Source organism: Glycocaulis abyssi (assembly GCF_041429775.1).
GTDB classification, from domain to species: domain Bacteria; phylum Pseudomonadota; class Alphaproteobacteria; order Caulobacterales; family Maricaulaceae; genus Glycocaulis; species Glycocaulis abyssi.
In genome coordinates this window covers 312,605-329,878 of sequence record NZ_CP163421.1, presented here as the reverse complement: position 1 = coordinate 329,878, position 17,274 = coordinate 312,605, and the positions used below count along the sequence as shown (strand labels likewise).

Sequence of the window (17,274 nt, the reverse complement as noted above, 5' to 3'; positions counted from 1 at the left end):
CGCAGTCCCGGCGGAGGTGACGATGCCGGATTGGGTTAACTGCTGACAGGGGGTCTCGTGAGTTGTCCGAGCACCAAACGCCCCTGGACCTGGTCCGCCTTCGGCCCGTCGATGGCCCGGTCGCGTGCGCGCGCCCTGACCGTCTGGCCGTAGCGTCCCGCTGGTTCCAGGAACATTTTCCGGGTGAAGTTCTCTACGCCGTGAAGGCGAACCCTTCGCCATGGGTGATCGATGCGCTGTATGCAGCGGGTCATCGCTGGTTTGACGTCGCCTCCCTGCCGGAGGTCGAGCTGATTGCCAGCCGGTGTCCTGATGCCACCATGGCCTTCATGCATCCGGTGAAGAGCCGGCGCGCCATCGCGTCCGCCTATCACGACCATGGCGTGAAGATCTTCGTCCTCGATTGCGAAGCCGAGCTGCAGAAAATCCTGCAGGAAACAGGTCATGCGCGCGATCTGACGCTGGTCGTGCGCCTGGCTGTGTCCAATGACGGCGCGACCCTGCCGCTGGCGGGCAAGTTCGGCGCGAACGAGACCGAAGCGCCCGATCTTATCCGGCTGGCCCGCGCGCATGCCTACGAGCTTGGTGTGAGCTTCCATGTCGGCAGCCAGTGCATGGCGCCCAGCGCCTATCGCGCGGCGATGATGGAAGCCTCGCGCCTGATCGCGCGCGCCGGTGTGACGGTGGACATTGTGGATGTGGGCGGCGGTTTTCCGTCCATCTATCCCGGTCTCACCCCGCCGCCGCTGGAAGACTATGTGCGCGCCATCGAGCACGCCTTCGAGGACATGATGGTCCTTGAGAATGCCGATCTGTGGTGTGAGCCTGGCCGCGCGCTGGTTGCCGAGGCCGTATCCGTGCTGACGCGCGTCGAGCTTATCAAGGGCGATGCGGTCTACATGAATGACGGCTCTTATGGCTGCCTGTTTGACATCGTGCATGCACGCTGGAGCTATCCGATGCGTGTGCACCGCGCCAATGGCGAGCCCAGCGCGCAGACCGCGCCGTTCCGCCTCTATGGCCCAACCTGCAATTCCATCGATTCCATGCCCGGCCCGTATGACCTTCCCGCCGACCTGAAAGAAGGCGATGTCATCGAGTTTGGCATGCTGGGCGCCTATGGCACCGCAATGGCCACGCGCTTTAATGGCTTCGGGGATGTGGAGACTGTCACGGTTTCCGACTACCCTTGGCATTCGCTGTACGATCAGCCCGTGCTGGCTTCGCCCGAACGCGAGCAGCAGAGCGAAGGCTCGGTCGTCCCCTTCACCCGGCTGCGACGCCGCCGGCAACGCCTTATCAAGAGACGCTAAGAACGTCACCAAGAGAAGAAAATGACAGATAATTCCAATCGTAAGGCCGAGCTGCTGGCCAGCCCGGTCGAGCATATCGATATTGCGAGCTTTGATGGCCGCGTCATCATCGATGCGTGGGAGAAGATGAGCTTCTCCAGCCGCGATGCCGCGCGCGCTGCCCGCATCCTGCAGGCGGCCGTGGCCGACAAGGACTGCTCGGTCATCCTCACCCTCGCCGGCTCGACCAGCGCAGGCGGCTGCATGCATGTGTGGCGCGACATGGTGCGCAACAACATGGTCGATGCGATCGTGGCCACCGGCGCGTCCATCGTGGACATGGATTTCTTCGAGGCGCTGGGCTTCAAGCACTACCAGGCCAAGGAGATCCCGGACGACCGGGTCTTGCGCGATCTCTATATCGACCGGATCTACGACACCTATATCGACGAGGAAGAGCTGCAGACCACCGATCACACGATCGGTGATATCGCCAACTCGCTCGATCCCAAGCCCATCTCCAGCCGTGCCTTCATCAAGGCGATGGGCAAGTGGCTGGCCGATGGCAACGCCAAGAAAGAGGGCTCCCTCATCGAGGAGTGCTATCGTCACGGCGTCCCGATCTTCGTGCCGGCCTTTGCCGACTGCTCGGCGGGCTTTGGCCTCGTCAAGCACCAGGTCGAGCGCATGAAGGCGAACAAGCCCTATCTCGCCATCGACGCCGTGGCCGATTTCCGCGAGCTGACCGACATCAAGATCAAGGCCGGCAAGACGGGCCTGTTCATGGTCGGCGGCGGCGTGCCGAAAAATTTCGCGCAGGATACTGTTGTCTGCGCCGAAATCCTCGGCCACGAAGTGCCGATGCACGAATACGCCGTGCAGATCACGGTTGCCGATGTGCGCGATGGTGCGTGCTCGTCCTCCACGCTGAAAGAGGCCTGCTCCTGGGGCAAGGTCGATGTCACGCTGGAGCAGATGGTCTATGCCGAAGCGACCACCGTGGCCCCGGTCATCGTGTCGGACGTGTTCCATCGCGGCGCGTGGAAAAACCGTCCGCGCCGGCGCTTTGCGGACATGTTTGAGGATTAGGCGCTGAAACCCCGGGCGAGCTTGCGAGACCCGGGGCCGCTCTCCAGAACGCGAAAACCCCGGATGGCACCATCCGGGGTTTTTTTGTTCACCAATTTTGCGTTTCCCCGACGCAAGTCGGGGTCCAGTCGGCGCGCAGCGCCGCAAGCGCAAACGCGCGTGCGAGCCTCAAGGAAATAAGACTGGGCACCGGCTTACGCCGGTGAAACGCGCAGCTGAAAGTTCTAGTAAGCCGCCTCTTTAAAGATCGGCTCCACGGACCCGCCCCACGGCCCGTTATAGAGCGCCAGCAGGCGTTCAGCCGGCGTGATGCCGCTGGCCGCGATCTCATCGAGATCATCAAGGAAGACCGCCTCGTGCTCGCCATGATGGTTGAGGCGGGCGCGCGCTTTAAGGCCCGAGCGGGCGATGGCCAGCACCTCCTTGGCGAGGTCCTGCATCTTACCGCGGCGGAAAGCGGTCTTCAGCCCGCAATGGGCCGCGCCGAGGCGCAGGGCCACGCGCTCCTCCGCCGTCCAGTCCTTCACAAGGTCCAGCGCAGCGTTGAGGGCGGTATCGTCATAGAGCAGGCCCACCCAGAGCGCGGGCAGCGCACACAGACTGTTCCATGGCCCGCCATCGGCGCCGCGCTGTTCCAGGAAGGTCTTCAGGCGCACCTCAGGGAAAAGCGTGGAGAGGTGATCCTCCCAGTCGCCCATGACGGGCAGCTCACCCGGCAGGGCCGGCAGCTTGCCTTTGAGGAAATCGCGGAAAGACTGCCCCGACGCATCGAGAAAACGCCCCTCGCGCTTGACGAAATACATCGGCGCATCGAGCGCCCAGTCGACATAGTGCTCGTAGGAAAAGCCCTCATCGAACACGAACTGGAGGATGCCGGTGCGGTCCGGGTCCACATCGGTCCAGACATGGGCGCGGTAGGAGACAAAGCCGTTCGGGCGGCCATCGGCGAAGGGCGAGTTGGCAAACAGCGCGGTGGCGATGGGCTGCAGGGCCATGGAGGCGCGGAATTTCGCGCGCATATCGGCCTCTGAGGAAAAATCGAGATTGGTCTGCACGGTGCAGGAGCGGAACATCATCTGGTGGCCCAGCCCGCCGACCTTGGGCATATAAGCCTTCATTATGTTGTAGCGGTCTTTCGGCATCATCGGGGTCTCTTCCAGAGACCATTTCGGCGAGAATCCCAGCCCCAGGAAACCGGCGCCGATCTCGTCGGCCACTTCGCGCACTTCTCTCAGGTGCCCGTTCACCTCAGCGCAGGTCTGGTGGAGCGTTTCGAGCGGCGCGCCGGATAGCTCGAACTGCCCGCCCGGCTCCAGCGTGACCGATGCGCCATTGCGTTTGAGCGCCACCGGCTTGCCGTTCTCCTCGATCACCTCCCAGCCAAACCGGGTAAGACCTTCGAGCATCTTGCGCACGGTCGGCCCGTCGCCGTCATAGGCAAGCGGGCGATGGCCCTCCAGCGTAAAGCCGAACTTCTCGTGCTCGGTGCCGATGCGCCAGCTCTCGCGCGGCTTCTCGCCGGAAGCGAGATGGGCGATCAGCTGGTCTTTCGATTCAATGGGGGGGCCTTCGCCGCCGGGCGTGTAGGTGCCGCTCATATCGCCTCGCTGGCCTCCCGCCGGTTTGTTAGGTTTGCATGACTTATGAAGGCTTTTTGTGCGCGGCAAGAGCCAGCCTGCCGTTATTTTACCCGCGCGGGGCGGATCGCGAGCGATTGCAACTGCATCAACGCCAATCCCCCAGCGCCGCCTGCCAGAGCGTGAGCGCCGCCACCGCTGCCGTGTCAGCGCGCAATATGCGCGGGCCCAGCGTGACGGCGCGCACATAGGGCAGGGAACGCAGATGCGCCCTCTCCGCTTCGTCAAATCCGCCCTCCGGGCCGATGAGGATGGACCACGGGCCAGCGGGACCAGTCTCGGCCCCCAGCATGTCCGCCATGGGCCGCGCGCGGCCTTCCGGCCCGCCCCAGGCACCCTCGCCGTCCCCTGCCTCATCGCAGAAGATCAGGCGCTCGCCGTCCGGCCAGTCCGCCAGCAGGCGCTCCAGCGTCACCGGCTCTGACATTTCCGGCAGGCAGAGCCGCTCGGTCTGTTCAGCCGCTTCGGTGGCAAGGGCGAGCAGGCGGTCGGTACGCACGCGCTCGGACTGGGTGCGGCGGGTAATGACGGGCTGGATCCGCGCCACGCCCAGCTCGGTCGCCTTCTCGACGATGAAATCGGTGCGCGCCTTCTTCACCGGCGCAAAACACAGGCGCAAAGGCGGCACGCCGATCTGCTCTCGCAGACGGGTCTCCACCTGCAGGGACGCGCCCTTGCGCGAAGCGTCGGCGACTTTTGCCTGCCATTCTCCATCACGCCCGTTGAAGACGCGCACGGGCGAACCGGCCTCCCGGCGCATCACATTGACGAGATAGTGCGCCTGCTCGCGCGGCAGGATCAGCTCAGCACTTTCGCTAAGCGGCGCATCGACAAAAAGGCGGGGTGTGGTGACCATGACCTCCCCTCTAGCGCCGGTGCGTCCATACGCCAAGCGTCAAGGGCTATGCGGCAGGCATCCGGCGCGATAACTAGTCGGGCATGAACGCGAAAAGCCCCCACAACAAGGCGCGCGACCGCCGCGTCGCCGATTCCATCCCGCGCACCTTTGTGGACCGCGCGCCGGAAAGCTGGCGGCCATACTTGCGTCTTGCCCGCTATGACCGGCCGATAGGCTTCTGGCTGCTGGCGATTCCCTGCTTCCAGGGGCTGGCGCTGGTGGCTATCGAGACGGGCGTGAGCTCGACCATGGCCGGATATGCGGCCCTGTTTGCCATCGGTGCGATTGCGATGCGCGGAGCGGGCTGCACCTGGAACGACATTGCCGACCGCGATCTTGATGCCAAGGTGGCGCGCACGGCCGACCGTCCGCTGGCCGCCGGTACTGTCACCGTAAAGCAGGCGCTCATCTTTCTGGCCGCTCAGTGCGCAGTGGGCGCTCTGGTGCTCGTGTTCCTGCCGCTCATGGCAATCGGTATTGCTCTGGCGGCATTGCTGCTGGTGGCCGCCTATCCGTTTATGAAGCGCATCACCTGGTGGCCGCAGGTATGGCTGGGCCTCACCTTCAACTGGGGCGTGCTGGTGGGGTATGCGGCGCTCGGCGGCACGGACTGGATCGCCGCCGGCCTGCTCTATGCCGCCGCCGCCCTGTGGACGCTGGGCTATGACACGATCTACGCCTGCCAGGACATGGAGGACGATGCGCTTGTAGGCGTCAAATCCTCCGCCCGCGTGCTGGGCCATGCCATCGGGCCGGCAGTCGGTGCCATATACGGCGCTTCGCTTGTGCTCACCGCTCTGGCCGCCATCAAGGCCGGTGCCGGGCTGGTGTTTGCGCCGGTCTTTGCCGCCTATGCGGTGCACCTCGTATGGCAGGCTTCGCGCTTCCGCCCCGATGACGGCCCGGCCTGCCTTGCCCATTTCAAATCCAACCGCGAGGCGGGCCTGATCCTGCTGGCGGCCCTGCTGCTGGGTGCACTCGCGCCGATGTGATGGGCGGCACGTAACTGGCGGCGCCGCTGGTGCGAACTACATGGTAGAATGAGCGATCAATGGAGCTCCACCATGCTGACGCGCCGCCTTGCCCTTCTCTCCGGCATATCGCTGGCGGCCTGCGGGCCGTCCAACACAGGCTCTGCCAGCACGCCACCCGCCAGCGAGGACGGCATTGACTGGGCCAGCCTGACAGAAGCGCAGTGGCGCGAGCGTCTGAGCCCTGCAGAGTTCAACGTGCTGCGCCGCGAAGGCACCGAGCGGCCCGGCTCCTCCCCGCTGAACGACGAGACCCGTGAGGGCATTTATGCCTGCGCCGGATGCGGCCTGCCGCTCTTTTCCTCTGAAACCAAATACGAATCCGGCACCGGCTGGCCGAGCTTCTGGCAACCGCTGGACGGGGCGGTGAACACAAAGCCAGACTATCGTATCTGGACGCCGCGCACCGAATATCATTGCGCACGCTGTGGCGGGCATCAGGGCCATGTGTTCGAGGATGGCCCACATCCCACCGGCCAGCGCTGGTGCAATAACGGCATTGCGCTGCGCTTCATTCCTGCCGGAGACGCATAGCCCGCTGGCGCAGCGCCTCGCGCGGGGTTAGACGGCAGGCATGATAGCCGATCCGCAATCCTTCATCGCCGCCCACACACGCATCGCCTCCGCGCCGCTGACGCCGGAGCTGCGCTTTCATCTGGCCGATGAGACCATAGCCATCTGGCAGCAGACCGAAGAAGCGCTGGGTGAGGCCGGCCTGCCACCGCCCTTCTGGGCATTTGCGTGGGCAGGCGGGCAGGCGCTGGCGCGCTATCTGATGGACAATTCCGCCCTCGTGACGGGCAGGCATGTGCTGGACTTTGCCAGCGGTTGCGGCATTGCGGGCATTGGCGCGGCCAGGGCAGGCGCCGCACACGTGGACGCCAGCGAGATAGACGCGTTTGCCGTCGAGGCGATTCTCGCCAATGCCGCGCTGAACAGCGTGACGGTTCAGGCCGAGAAAGCCGATCTGGTCGGCATCGACAGGGGCTGGGATGTCGTGCTGGCCGGGGATGTGTTCTACGAAGGCCCCGGCGCACAGCGCATCGCAGACTGGCTGCAAAGCCTGCACCAGCGCGGCTGTGTGGTGCTGATCGGTGATCCGGGGCGCCATTTCCTGCCAAAGGAAAAGCTGGAGCCGCTGGCGCGCTATGACACGCCGGTCAGCCGGGATCTGGAAGACCGCGATGTGCGCCTTGCCCGCGTCTGGCGATTTACCGGCTAGTTCTTCCCAAAAGGCGTTGAATCAAGCCATCAGGGGACATGGCACGCGCTCGCGCCGTTGATCGGCGGCTATATCTCTTGCTGGAAATCACCGCCCGGCGGCTGCACCGGCAGGCCGATGCGCGCCTGCGCAGTGAGGCGGGCGTAACAGCAGCGCAATCTGCCGTCCTGTTCCTGCTGATGCGGCGCGGTGAACGGCGCATGGGCGCGATCTCCGAGACGCTGGCGCTGGGCGCGCCTGCCGTTACCGGCCTTGTCACGCGCATGGAGGCAGCCGGTCTTGTTACGCGTAGCCAGGATTCGGCCGACAAGAGGGGTGCTATCGTCACCCTGACCGAAGCGGGGCGCGAGCTTGCCATCAAGGCCGATCAGATATTGCGCGAGATCAATGGCGAGCTGGCCGAGCGTCTGGGTGAAGAGGATGCTGACCGGCTGCACGATCTGCTCGGCCGGCTGAACATGGACGAGGCGGGGTAGCGCAGAGCCGGGACCTTGTGCAGGAGAAGCGGATAGAGGCCCCGGATAGCCCATCGGGCTTCCGGGGGTTCACTGTCTTGCAGCAAAAACCCCGGATGTTGCCATCCGGGGCTTTCAATTCACTGGCTGGTAGTGGTGAGCCCTAAAGCCCCGGCAGCTTCCGGCCTGAACGGCGCGGACGCACGATGGTCACATCACCGCCGCCGGTCACTTCCGCGATACGGCGGCGCTCTTCGTCCACATCAATGGGCGTTGCACGGTCGGCGCCGGGCACCATGGTTTCCGACCGCCAGAAAATCAGCCGGTCAGCGAAGCCTTCATTCTTCCGGACGACAGCCGCCGTCTCACCATCGATGAGCGCGCGCACATTCGGGTTGGCATCCGCACCGCCGGCGCGGGCGGCCAGAAGGATCTCGCCACGGCTGGCATTCTCTGAAGAGAAGTCACCAAACAGGGCGCGGCGCGCCTGCTGATCCGGGAAGATATCTTCAGGGCGCAGCTGGCCGGGGGCCGGCGGGCGCAGAGAGTATTCCGGCGGCACGGTCAGCGGCGCGATGGTCACGACGCGGAACTCGTCCGGCGCGGTGCGCTCCGTACCCAGAGCCTGACGGACGCCAGACGTGCAGGCGCTCGCCCCGACAAGGGTCATCGCAGCCACAGCAAGAATATTTTGGATGCGCATGGATCAAGACGCTCCTGAAACTGGAAAACTCTTGTTTACTTCTAACAGAGGCTTGGCGGGGAACGCCACCCTTAGCGGCAGGGATGAGGATAGTTTAATCTGACATCCCGTCTGCCGGTGTGGCGGGCTTGCGCTCACTGCCATGCACGATGACGTCCAGCACCAGCCCGGCGACACCCACCGAAATGGCCGCGTCAGCCACGTTGAACACGTAGGGAAACCACAGGCCGGAAAAGTCCAGAAAGTCCGCCACCGCGCCATAGGCGATGCGGTCAATGACATTGCCGATGGCCCCGCCAATGATGAGGCCAAAGGCCAGCGCCTGCAGCTTGCGCTCGGCGCGCGTCAGCCAGAAGGCAATTACGCCCGCTATCGCCAGCGAGAAGCCGATGAGCAAAAGCCGCGTCCACAGGCTTTCCGCCGCAAACAGGCCAAAGCTGACACCCCTATTCCACACCATGGTGAGGTTGAACCAGGGATCGAGCACCTCAATCCGCGTACCCGCCCCGCCTTCCATGAAGCCAAGCCCGTGCAGCACCCACAGCTTGGACGCCTGATCGAGCACGATCACCAGCACGGCAAGCCCTGCGCCTATCGCGGCGAGCCGGTTGGACGGGATATAGCGGGCGAGCGCGCTCATGCGGCATTGCCCTTGCGTGCATCATACCAGGCCACCGCGTCGGCATCGCGCGCCGAAAGGTCCGGATAGCGCGGATCCGAACCGACATCGGTGGTGATCCGCCAGGAGCGGGCGCATTTGCGGCCCTCAGCCGGCTTGAAGACCACGGCGACGCCCGGCGCGTCTTCGGTGCGGAAGGCGTCCGCAGGCCCCTCCCCGTCTTTGAGATGAGCCTGGCTGGTGATGCACAGCTCGGCGAGGAAATCGTCCACCCCGCCGGGCGCTTCGGCGTCCAGCGCGGCACGGTAGGCCGGATCGGTGACATAGACCTCCGGCGCAGCCTCCAGGCTGGAGCCGATCACCTTGTCGCGGCGCATGATCTCCAGTGCCGCCGTCACGCCCCGGCGCAAACGGCGGATGGTCCGCCAGCGCTCGGCGCGCGTCTCGTCCCGCCAGCTGTCTGGCGTGTCCCTGAACGTCTCCAGATGGACGGAAGGCGCATCGTCGCCATAGCGCGAGGCCCAGACCTCCTCCATCGTGAAGGGCAATAGCGGCGCCATCCACAGGGCAAGACGGTCCAGCAGCTCGGCCATCACCGTGCGCGCGGCCCTGCGGCGGATCGCATCCGGCCGGTCGCAATAGAGGCTGTCCTTGCGGATATCGAGATAGAAGGCGGAAAGGTCATTGACGCAGAAATTAAACAAAGCCGACCAGGCCCGCTTGAAGTCATAGGCCGCATAGGCTGCGCGCACGGTCTCATCGAGCTCTGCCATGCGATGCAGCATGAAGCGCTCCAGAGCGGGCATGTCGGCAGGCTCCACCCGCTCGGCATCAGAGAACCCGTCCAGCGCGCCCAGCAGGTATTTCAGCGTATTCCTGAGCTTGCGGTAGGAATCGACCGCCGATTGCAGGATCGCCTCGCCAATGCGCAGATCGCCTGAGTAGTCGGCGCTGGCCGCCCAGAGGCGCAGAATGTCCGCGCCATACTTCTCCGCCACCGCATTGGGTGCGAGCACATTGCCGAGCGATTTGGACATCTTCATGCCCTTCTCGTCGACAATGAAGCCGTGGGTCACGACGGCCTTGTAGGGCGCGCGCCCGCGCGTGCCGCAGCTTTCCAGCAGGCTCGACTGGAACCAGCCGCGATGCTGGTCGGAGCCTTCCAGGTACACGTCTGCCGGCCACTCGCCTTCGCGCAGGGCGAAGGCGTGGGTGGAGCCGGAATCAAACCAGACATCGAGAATGTCGGTGACCTGCTCGTACTCCGACGCGTCGTACTGATCGCCCAGCAGGTCTTGCGCGTCGGCCTCGAACCACGCATCCGCGCCCGCAGATTCCACCGCTTTCACGATGCGGGCATTGACGGCCGCATCATTGAGGATTTCGCCCGTCGCCTTGTGGACGAAGATGGTCAGCGGCACGCCCCAGGCGCGCTGGCGAGAGATCAGCCAGTCCGGCCTGTCCGACACCATGGCATGAATGCGGTTGCGCGCTGTCTTCGGCGTCCATTCGGTAGCGTCAATGGCCTCCAGCGCACGCTGACGCAGCGTCGTGCCATCGCCCATATCCTTGTCGATGGCGATGAACCATTGATTGGTGTTGCGGAAGATGACCGGAGCCTTCGAGCGCCAGGAGTGCGGATAGGAATGCTCCAGCCGCCCGCGCGCCAGAAGATTGCCCGCCTCGATCAGCGTATCAACCACAGCCTTGTTGGCCGGGCCGTCCTGGCCTGCCTTCTTGCCGTCCGTGCGCACGATCTCCAGCCCTGCAAAGAGCGGGATATGCGGCAGATAGGCCCCGTCAGGGCCGACAGTGTGCGGGATCGGCTCCTTGGGATCGTGCCAGACCTTGTTGGCCATCCAGGCGGCATAGTCTTCCGCACCGTGGCCGGGGGCAGTGTGGACAAAGCCCGTACCCTGCTCGTCGGTGACGTGATCGCCATCGAGCAACGGCACGCGGTAATCCCAGTACTTGTCGGTCTTGGCAAACGGGTGGGAGCAGATCAGCCCCTCCACATCGGCATCGCCCAGACGCTTTGCCTTCACGATGAAACCGGCTTTCGCGACATCTTCCCACAGCGCATCGGCCACGATCAGCTTGTCGCCGGGGCGCGCCCAGGGCAGGAAGTCCGCGCCGGTGTCGGCGCCTTCGACTTCATAAAGCCCGTAGGAAATTTTCTTCGAGTAGCAGATCGCCCGGTTGGCCGGGATCGTCCAGGGCGTCGTCGTCCAGATGACCACGCTTGCGCCTGCCATCCCCGGAGCAATGCCCGAACCATCCATCTTCACGCCGCGCACCGGGAATTTCACCCAGATCGTGGTGGAAACCTTGTCGTGATACTCCACCTCGGCTTCGGCCAGAGCCGTCTGCTCCACCGGCGACCACATCACCGGCGAGGAACCGCGATAAACGAGGCCCTTGTCAACAAATTTCAGAAACTCCGAAACGATAGCGGCTTCGGCATCAAACGCCATGGTGGTGTAGGGATCGTCCCACTCACCGGCCACGCCCATGCGCTTGAACTCGGCGCGCTGCACATCGATCCACTCGGCAGCATAGTCGCGGCATGCCTTGCGGAACTCGGCAACCGGCACATCGTCCTTCTTCTTGCCCTTGGCGCGGAAACTCTGCTCCACCTTCCACTCGATGGGCAGGCCGTGGCAGTCCCAGCCTGGACGGTAGGGCGCATCAAACCCGGCCATACGCCGTGTGCGCACGACAAAATCCTTCAGGATCTTGTTCATGCCGGTGCCAAGGTGGATATGCCCGTTGGCGTAAGGCGGGCCGTCATGGAGCACGAACAGCTCCCGGCCTTTGGCCGTTTCGCGCATCTGTTCGTAAAGCTTTGCCGCCTCCCAGCGCTCCAGCCATTTCGGCTCGCTCTGGGGCAGGCCCGCACGCATCGGAAAATCGGTCGCGGGCAGGAAAAGCGTGTCTTTGTAGTCGCGGGTGTCGGTGGCAGTCGCGTCGCTCATGGCGGCGTATCCCGTTTCTGGTATCGGTCGTTTCAGATCATCGTGGCTTGGACAAATCCCGGCTGACGCGCGGCCCGTTGGAGAACGGGATCAGGCGCGGGCCGGGCCGGTAATTCGCGGGATACGCGCGATGATGTGAAAGCGCTGTGTGCTCATGGCTGCCGGTCTATCAGGACGCGCGCTGGCGGTCCAGAAGCGCGCGCGCCTCATCGCTGTCCAGAGCGATCTGGTTTTTCAGCGCGTCCAGCCCGTCAAAGCGGCGCTCCTCGCGGATAAAGCCGATCAGCTCCACCTCCAGCGTCTTTCCATAAAGATCACCGGAAAAGTCGAAGAAGAAAACTTCAAGGCGTTCTTCTGTCCCCTCCACGGTCGGGCGCTTGCCGATGTTGGCTACACCGCCCACGGGCTCTGCATGGCCCGGTAGCTTTGCGCATACCGCATAGACGCCCGCTTTGGGGCGTAGATAGTCGCCAAGCGGGATATTGGCCGTGGGAAAGCCCAGCGTGCGCCCGCGCTTGTCGCCATGGGCCACCTCGCCTTCAATGGCCCAGGGACGGCCCAGCAGGCCCGCGGCCGCCGCCACATCTCCCTCACGAAGAGCATTGCGCACCGCGCTGGATGAGAACTTGCCATGCTCCTCGAGATCATCGGCAATTAGCGTCGGCGCGATATCGACAGCAAGACCATACTGCGCCCCCAGGCTTTTGAGTGTTTCCGCGTTGCCCGCCCGGCCCTTGCCAAAGCAGAAATCCGCCCCCGTCACCACCCCGTCCAGCGCCAGCTGCCCCACCAGCACGTCGCGCACGAAAGCCTCTGGCGTCATCGCCGCCAGAGGCGCATCAAAACGGATCGTGTCCACGCGCTGGGCCCCGGCGGCCAGCAGCGCGCGCTCACGCTGGGCATCGCTCATCAGGCGGAAGGGCGGCTCGTCAGCGCGGAACAGGCGGCGCGGATGCGGGCTGAAAACCGCCGCCACAGGCATAGAGCCGATACGGTCCGCAAGATTGCGGGCAACATCCAGCACTGCACGATGTCCTGCGTGCACACCATCGAAATTGCCCAAAGCGGCAACGCCGCTCATTCGGACGCGGCCCGGCGCTTGCGGACCATCACCTCGGCTTCGGCCTTCATGCACAGCTCGCCTTCGACCTCGCAGGTGCAGTCGAGCATGACGCGGCGCTGCTTGATATCGATGCTGGTTACCGTCGCGCGGGCAATCACGGTATCGCCAAGGCGCACCGGGCGCTCAAAGCGCATCGTCATGCCGGCAAACACCGCGCCGGGACCGGGCAGATGATTGCCCAGCACACACGAGATATAGGAGGCGATCAGCGCGCCATGAGCGATGCGCCCGCGAAAAGGTGTGCGCGCTGCGTACGCCTCATCAAGGTGCAAAGGGTTGAAGTCACCGGACACCTCGGCGAAGCGGCGCACGGCCTCATCGTCCACCATACGTGTGATGAAGGCCGTCTGGCCGACTTCCAACTCGTTGATTCCAAAGCCCTGCATAAGGTCCATCCGCATTGCCGCGCTTTTCTGCCGGGTGTTTAACCGAATTTTGACTGCACTTGTCTAGCTTTGCCACATCGGGAGGAGAAAAGAGCGGGGAAAACCGCCCTGTCCTGCCGGAAACTGGGATGACAAACAAGGTCTGGATGGAGGTGCGGGTATGGCTGTCGAAATGTCGATGCCGATTCTGGTGGTAGATGATTACAAGACGATGATCCGGATTATCCGGAATCTTCTCACCCAGATCGGGTTTGAGAACGTCGATGAAGCCTCGGATGGCACAGAAGCCTTCGAGAAGATGAAAAAGCAGAAATACGGTCTCGTGATTTCCGACTGGAACATGGAACCGATGACCGGTTACGAGCTCCTGCAGCGCGTACGGGCCGATGACGCGACCAAGAGCGTCCCGTTCATCATGGTCACGGCTGAGTCCAAGACGGAAAACGTGATCGCGGCGAAAAAGGCCGGCGTGAACAATTACATCGTCAAGCCGTTCAATGCCGGCACGCTGAAAGCGAAGATGGTCGCGGTTATCGGCGACTTCTGATCCGCTCTGACAGCCGGAATATTGCTGCTTTTTATGAAGGAGGGACGTCATGCCCGCCCCTGAAGTTGCCGCGCGTGTGCGCGAGTCGCTCGCCAGTTTGAAGACCAAGGACCTGAAAGACGGTCAGGTGATGGAAGTGCTGTCGCTTGCGCAGCAGCTGACCGACACCATGCAGCTCTTCTTCGGATCGCTCGACAATTCGATCCATCAGGAATTCGTCTATATCGCCGACTATATCGCCCGGACGCGCACCGAGATTTCCAAGCTGCGCCCGAACGATATCAAGGAACAGCGCATCCCGACCGCAGGCGCGGAACTGGAAGCCGTTGTCACCGACACCGAGCGGGCGACCGAGACCATCATGCAGGAAGCCGAGACCCTGCTCGGCGAGAAGCCTGATGATATCGCTGCCTACAAGGCCCAGGTCGATGAGGCGATGATGCGCATCATTGAAGCCTGCTCGTTCCAGGATCTGTCCGGCCAGCGTGTCTCCAAAGTGGTGGAATCGCTGCGTCATGTGGAAAAGCGCGTCAGCCGCTTTGCCGCCACCATGGGGGTCCATGACGCCGAGGCCGACGAGGATGAGGTTGCCGAATCCGAGCGCAAGAAGAAGCTCCACCTCAATGGCCCGGCCATTGGCGGACCCGAGGTCGCTCAGGACGCGGTTGACGAGCTGATCGCCTCGGACCTCGACCAGAACGCCATCGACGCCCTGTTCGACTAGGGCGCGCCAGCACACAAAATAAAAGCCCGCCGGCACCAACCGGCGGGCTTTTATTTTGGAGCAGGAAGCCTCACGCGGCCTTGGGCGCGGTCACGACCTCATTGTCTTCATCCAGCAGCACCACGCTGGGCACGAACTGGCGCGCGGTTTCGGCGTCCATCTGCGCATAGGCAACCACGATGATGCGGTCACCCACCTGTGCCAGGCGCGCAGCCGCGCCGTTGATCCCGAATGTCTTCGAGCCGCGCGGGGCCGCAATGGCATAGGTGGTGAAGCGCGCACCGGTATTGATGTTGAGCACATCCACCTGCTCGTTCGGCAGAATGCCCGACGCATCAAGCAGGTCTGCATCGATAGAGATCGATCCTTCATAGTGCAGATCGGCGCGCGTCACGCTGGCGCGGTGAAGCTTGGCCTTCATCATGGTGAGCTGCATGGGGTTTCCCGGCTGGCTGATGTTGCACCGCATATAATGCATGAGGGCGCGCAATAACAGACCTGCCCGCACAGGCTTTCCGGTTTTTGCTGCCGTGAAGGGGCGCGGTGTGCTAGACTGGGCTTTCATACCCTGCGGCGGGAGGGACATGAAATTGCAACGATCAGGCTTCCACATCCTGGTGGCGTTAGGCGCCAGCGCCGCGCTGGCCGCGCCCGGCCTTGCCCATTTCAGCCAGCAGCAACAGGAATCCGCGCCGCCGGCAACGGTGCGTGAACAGGCGCTGACGCGCGAGCGCATCCTTCAGGCATTGGAGGCCCAGCCGCAGCGCGAGCAGATCCGGCAACTCGACGCCACTGCCTTGCGCGAAGCCCTCGCCCAGCGTGCGCAAACAGAACAGACAGGGCAGCAAACTCCTGGAACCGCCACGCCAGACATCCAGACGCAGGAGCCCGAATATGACGCGCAGGGCCGGCCGATTGCGCCGATAGACTGGAACACGGCCGCCGTCGATATGCGCCGCGACATGGCGCAGATGAACCAGGACACGCCGGCAAGTTTTGTACCTACCCAGCCGCCGCCGCGCGTGCCGCCCTTCCGCAACACACCGCCTGAAGAACTCGCCCGCCCGCGCCTGCCGGTCCTGCTGCCGCTGGAAACCGAACCCACAGCCACGCGCGGCGATGAAGAGGGCGGCGGCGTTGCCGGCATGATGTTCTTCGCCTCGGACTATTTCTACAGCGCGAGCTTTCACCGGCGCGGCATCATGTACCAGATCAATGGCAGCCGGGTGATCCACGCGGTGGAAAACAGCGCCGCCATAGCAGGCCAGTACATGGCCATGACCGACGCGCAGGGCCAGCTGGTGACCCGCACCGAATATGGCCAGGAGCTGAGCTTTAATCGCTATGGCGCGGCCTATACCCTGCTGATCGCGTGCTCCAACCCGGATGAAAATGCCGAATGCCGCGATGAGAACACGATCCGCGCCTTTGCCGGACGGCTGGTGGTCGCGGGCGGGTCGCCTGAAGGTCTGCCGCCGCGCAATAATCCGCGGAGGCCAAGATGAGTGTCACCCGCGACTACACGCTGGCCGCCATTATCGGCGGAGGTGCGCTGATTGCCGCCATTTTCTGGCCGTCTGCGCCCGAAGATGCACCAGAGCCGGCTGATCCGCCCGAAGAAACCGAAACGCTGGAGCCGGACGAACCAGAAATCCCGGAGCCTGACCCGGAACCAGAACCGGAACCGGAACCAGAACCAGAACCAGAGCCTGAACCGGAACCGGAACCCGTCGTTCTACGGGACTGGCTGGGCGATGAACCCTTCTACACACCCGCTGGCGAACTGCCCGAAGGCTCAGGCAGCGGGGTAGAGACGGCCACTGTCTACGCCGCCAACATGCGTTTTCCCGTTGAGGTGCCACGCGCCTTTCCCAACACACAGCTCTGGCGGCCCGGCGGCATCCATGCCAGCCCGCCCTGGAACCAGTGCGCGGACGAGAATTACGACTATCCCTGGTTTGACAATTTCTGCGAGACGCGCGGCTGGTCTACGCCCTTCTGCCCCGGCGGCACCGGCCATCAGGGACAGGACATCCGCCCGCCGCGCTGTCCGCGCAGCCCCTATGGCGATGAAGACCGCTTCTGGGCCGTGGCGGCCGACAATGGCGTCATCAGCGGCATTTCCAGCCACACCGTCACCTTGCTGGCAGACGATGGCACCAGCTATCTCTACCTGCATCTCGACCCGGCCCGCCTCGATGTGGAAACCGGCGACACGGTCGCGCGCGGCGAGCGGATCGGCGTGATCTGGAACCATTTCGGCGCCACACCGACCACCTTCCACCTGCATTTCGAAATCCGCCAGAGCGTGCTCATCGGAGATCAGATACGCCTGACGCCCGTGCCGCCCTATACCTCGCTGATCGAATCCTTTGAGCGCCTTGCGCGCGGGGACGACCCTGACGGGGACTATCCGGAGCCATATTAGGTTTTGGCGTGTCATCACCCGCAGATGTCCTCCCCCGTCTACGGGGGAGGTGCCTTCGAAGAAGGCGGAGGGGGGAGCTTGTTTCGATTATCCCCCCTCGGTCCTTCGGACCACTCCCCCCGCAGACGGGGGGAGACATCACCTT

At 63.9% G+C, this 17,274-nt stretch carries 18 protein-coding genes; 10 read left to right on the top strand and 8 right to left on the bottom strand.

Features of this window, described 5'->3' with window-relative positions; translation table 11 throughout:
• Window positions 1-62: 62 nt before the first annotated feature.
• Complete coding sequence (locus tag AB6B38_RS01690; RefSeq protein WP_371393935.1) at window positions 63-1,313, top strand: type III PLP-dependent enzyme; 1,251 nt, start codon at window positions 63-65, stop codon at window positions 1,311-1,313.
• Window positions 1,314-1,334: 21 nt separating this feature from the next.
• A complete protein-coding gene (locus AB6B38_RS01685; RefSeq protein ID WP_371393934.1) occupies window positions 1,335-2,381 on the top strand; it encodes a deoxyhypusine synthase in 1,047 nt (348 codons plus the stop codon).
• A 224-nt stretch (window positions 2,382-2,605) separates the two neighbouring features.
• On the opposite strand, the gene AB6B38_RS01680 is transcribed toward AB6B38_RS01685, so the two are convergent.
• Together AB6B38_RS01680 and AB6B38_RS01675 are read right to left on the bottom strand one after the other, a co-directional pair.
• The gene (locus tag AB6B38_RS01680; RefSeq protein ID WP_371393933.1) at window positions 2,606-3,979 is read right to left on the bottom strand and encodes a glutamate--cysteine ligase; all 1,374 of its coding nucleotides are present in this window, start codon (window positions 3,977-3,979) and stop codon (window positions 2,606-2,608) included.
• A gap of 127 nt (window positions 3,980-4,106) precedes the next feature.
• Window positions 4,107-4,874 carry a 16S rRNA (uracil(1498)-N(3))-methyltransferase gene (locus tag AB6B38_RS01675; RefSeq protein ID WP_371393932.1) on the bottom strand — a complete coding sequence of 256 codons (768 nt, stop codon included), beginning with the start codon at window positions 4,872-4,874 and terminating at the stop codon, window positions 4,107-4,109.
• Window positions 4,875-4,957: 83 nt separating this feature from the next.
• On the opposite strand from AB6B38_RS01675, the gene ubiA reads away from it, so the two are divergent.
• The 4 genes from ubiA (at window position 4,958) to AB6B38_RS01655 (ending at window position 7,645) form a co-directional block, all read left to right on the top strand.
• Window positions 4,958-5,908 carry a 4-hydroxybenzoate octaprenyltransferase gene (ubiA, locus tag AB6B38_RS01670; protein ID WP_371393931.1) on the top strand — a complete coding sequence of 317 codons (951 nt, stop codon included), beginning with the start codon at window positions 4,958-4,960 and terminating at the stop codon, window positions 5,906-5,908.
• Window positions 5,909-5,980: 72 nt separating this feature from the next.
• Window positions 5,981-6,481: a peptide-methionine (R)-S-oxide reductase MsrB gene (gene msrB / locus AB6B38_RS01665; protein WP_371393929.1), complete on the top strand. Its 501-nt coding sequence runs from the start codon at window positions 5,981-5,983 to the stop codon at window positions 6,479-6,481.
• Window positions 6,482-6,521: 40 nt separating this feature from the next.
• Window positions 6,522-7,169 carry a methyltransferase gene (locus tag AB6B38_RS01660; protein WP_371393928.1) on the top strand — a complete coding sequence of 216 codons (648 nt, stop codon included), beginning with the start codon at window positions 6,522-6,524 and terminating at the stop codon, window positions 7,167-7,169.
• A gap of 38 nt (window positions 7,170-7,207) precedes the next feature.
• Window positions 7,208-7,645: a MarR family winged helix-turn-helix transcriptional regulator gene (locus AB6B38_RS01655; protein WP_371393927.1), complete on the top strand. Its 438-nt coding sequence runs from the start codon at window positions 7,208-7,210 to the stop codon at window positions 7,643-7,645.
• 142 nt (window positions 7,646-7,787) lie between these two features.
• Here AB6B38_RS01655 and AB6B38_RS01650 read toward each other — a convergent pair whose 3' ends face one another.
• The 5 genes from AB6B38_RS01650 to AB6B38_RS01630 all read right to left on the bottom strand — a co-directional run bounded on the left by AB6B38_RS01650 (window position 7,788) and on the right by AB6B38_RS01630 (window position 13,430).
• Window positions 7,788-8,327 (bottom strand): DUF3035 domain-containing protein, encoded by a 540-nt coding sequence (locus tag AB6B38_RS01650; RefSeq protein WP_371393926.1) that lies wholly within the window; start codon window positions 8,325-8,327, stop codon window positions 7,788-7,790.
• Window positions 8,328-8,421: 94 nt separating this feature from the next.
• Window positions 8,422-8,967 (bottom strand): signal peptidase II, encoded by a 546-nt coding sequence (gene lspA / locus AB6B38_RS01645; protein WP_371393925.1) that lies wholly within the window; start codon window positions 8,965-8,967, stop codon window positions 8,422-8,424.
• Window positions 8,964-11,921 carry an isoleucine--tRNA ligase gene (gene ileS / locus AB6B38_RS01640; RefSeq protein ID WP_371393924.1) on the bottom strand — a complete coding sequence of 986 codons (2,958 nt, stop codon included), beginning with the start codon at window positions 11,919-11,921 and terminating at the stop codon, window positions 8,964-8,966. The genes lspA and ileS overlap by 4 nt, the downstream gene beginning before the upstream one ends.
• A gap of 169 nt (window positions 11,922-12,090) precedes the next feature.
• On the bottom strand, window positions 12,091-13,002 hold the full coding sequence (locus tag AB6B38_RS01635) for a bifunctional riboflavin kinase/FAD synthetase (RefSeq protein ID WP_371393923.1): 912 nt from the start codon (window positions 13,000-13,002) through the stop codon (window positions 12,091-12,093).
• A complete protein-coding gene (locus AB6B38_RS01630; RefSeq protein WP_371393922.1) occupies window positions 12,999-13,430 on the bottom strand; it encodes a MaoC family dehydratase in 432 nt (143 codons plus the stop codon). The genes AB6B38_RS01635 and AB6B38_RS01630 overlap by 4 nt, the downstream gene beginning before the upstream one ends.
• A 160-nt stretch (window positions 13,431-13,590) precedes the next feature.
• Here AB6B38_RS01630 and AB6B38_RS01625 point away from each other — a divergent pair, with 160 nt between their 5' ends.
• The gene (locus AB6B38_RS01625) at window positions 13,591-13,977 is read left to right on the top strand and encodes a response regulator (RefSeq protein WP_127565869.1); all 387 of its coding nucleotides are present in this window, start codon (window positions 13,591-13,593) and stop codon (window positions 13,975-13,977) included.
• Between the two features lie 49 nt (window positions 13,978-14,026).
• A complete protein-coding gene (locus AB6B38_RS01620) occupies window positions 14,027-14,701 on the top strand; it encodes a protein phosphatase CheZ (RefSeq protein ID WP_371393920.1) in 675 nt (224 codons plus the stop codon).
• Between the two features lie 70 nt (window positions 14,702-14,771).
• On the opposite strand, the gene panD is transcribed toward AB6B38_RS01620, so the two are convergent.
• Window positions 14,772-15,137 (bottom strand): aspartate 1-decarboxylase, encoded by a 366-nt coding sequence (panD, locus tag AB6B38_RS01615; protein ID WP_371393919.1) that lies wholly within the window; start codon window positions 15,135-15,137, stop codon window positions 14,772-14,774.
• Window positions 15,138-15,285: 148 nt separating this feature from the next.
• On the opposite strand from panD, the gene AB6B38_RS01610 reads away from it, so the two are divergent.
• Together AB6B38_RS01610 and AB6B38_RS01605 are read left to right on the top strand one after the other, a co-directional pair.
• A complete protein-coding gene (locus AB6B38_RS01610) occupies window positions 15,286-16,206 on the top strand; it encodes a hypothetical protein (protein WP_371393918.1) in 921 nt (306 codons plus the stop codon).
• Window positions 16,203-17,129 (top strand): M23 family metallopeptidase, encoded by a 927-nt coding sequence (locus AB6B38_RS01605; RefSeq protein ID WP_371393916.1) that lies wholly within the window; start codon window positions 16,203-16,205, stop codon window positions 17,127-17,129. The genes AB6B38_RS01610 and AB6B38_RS01605 overlap by 4 nt, the downstream gene beginning before the upstream one ends.
• Window positions 17,130-17,274: the final 145 nt, after the last annotated feature.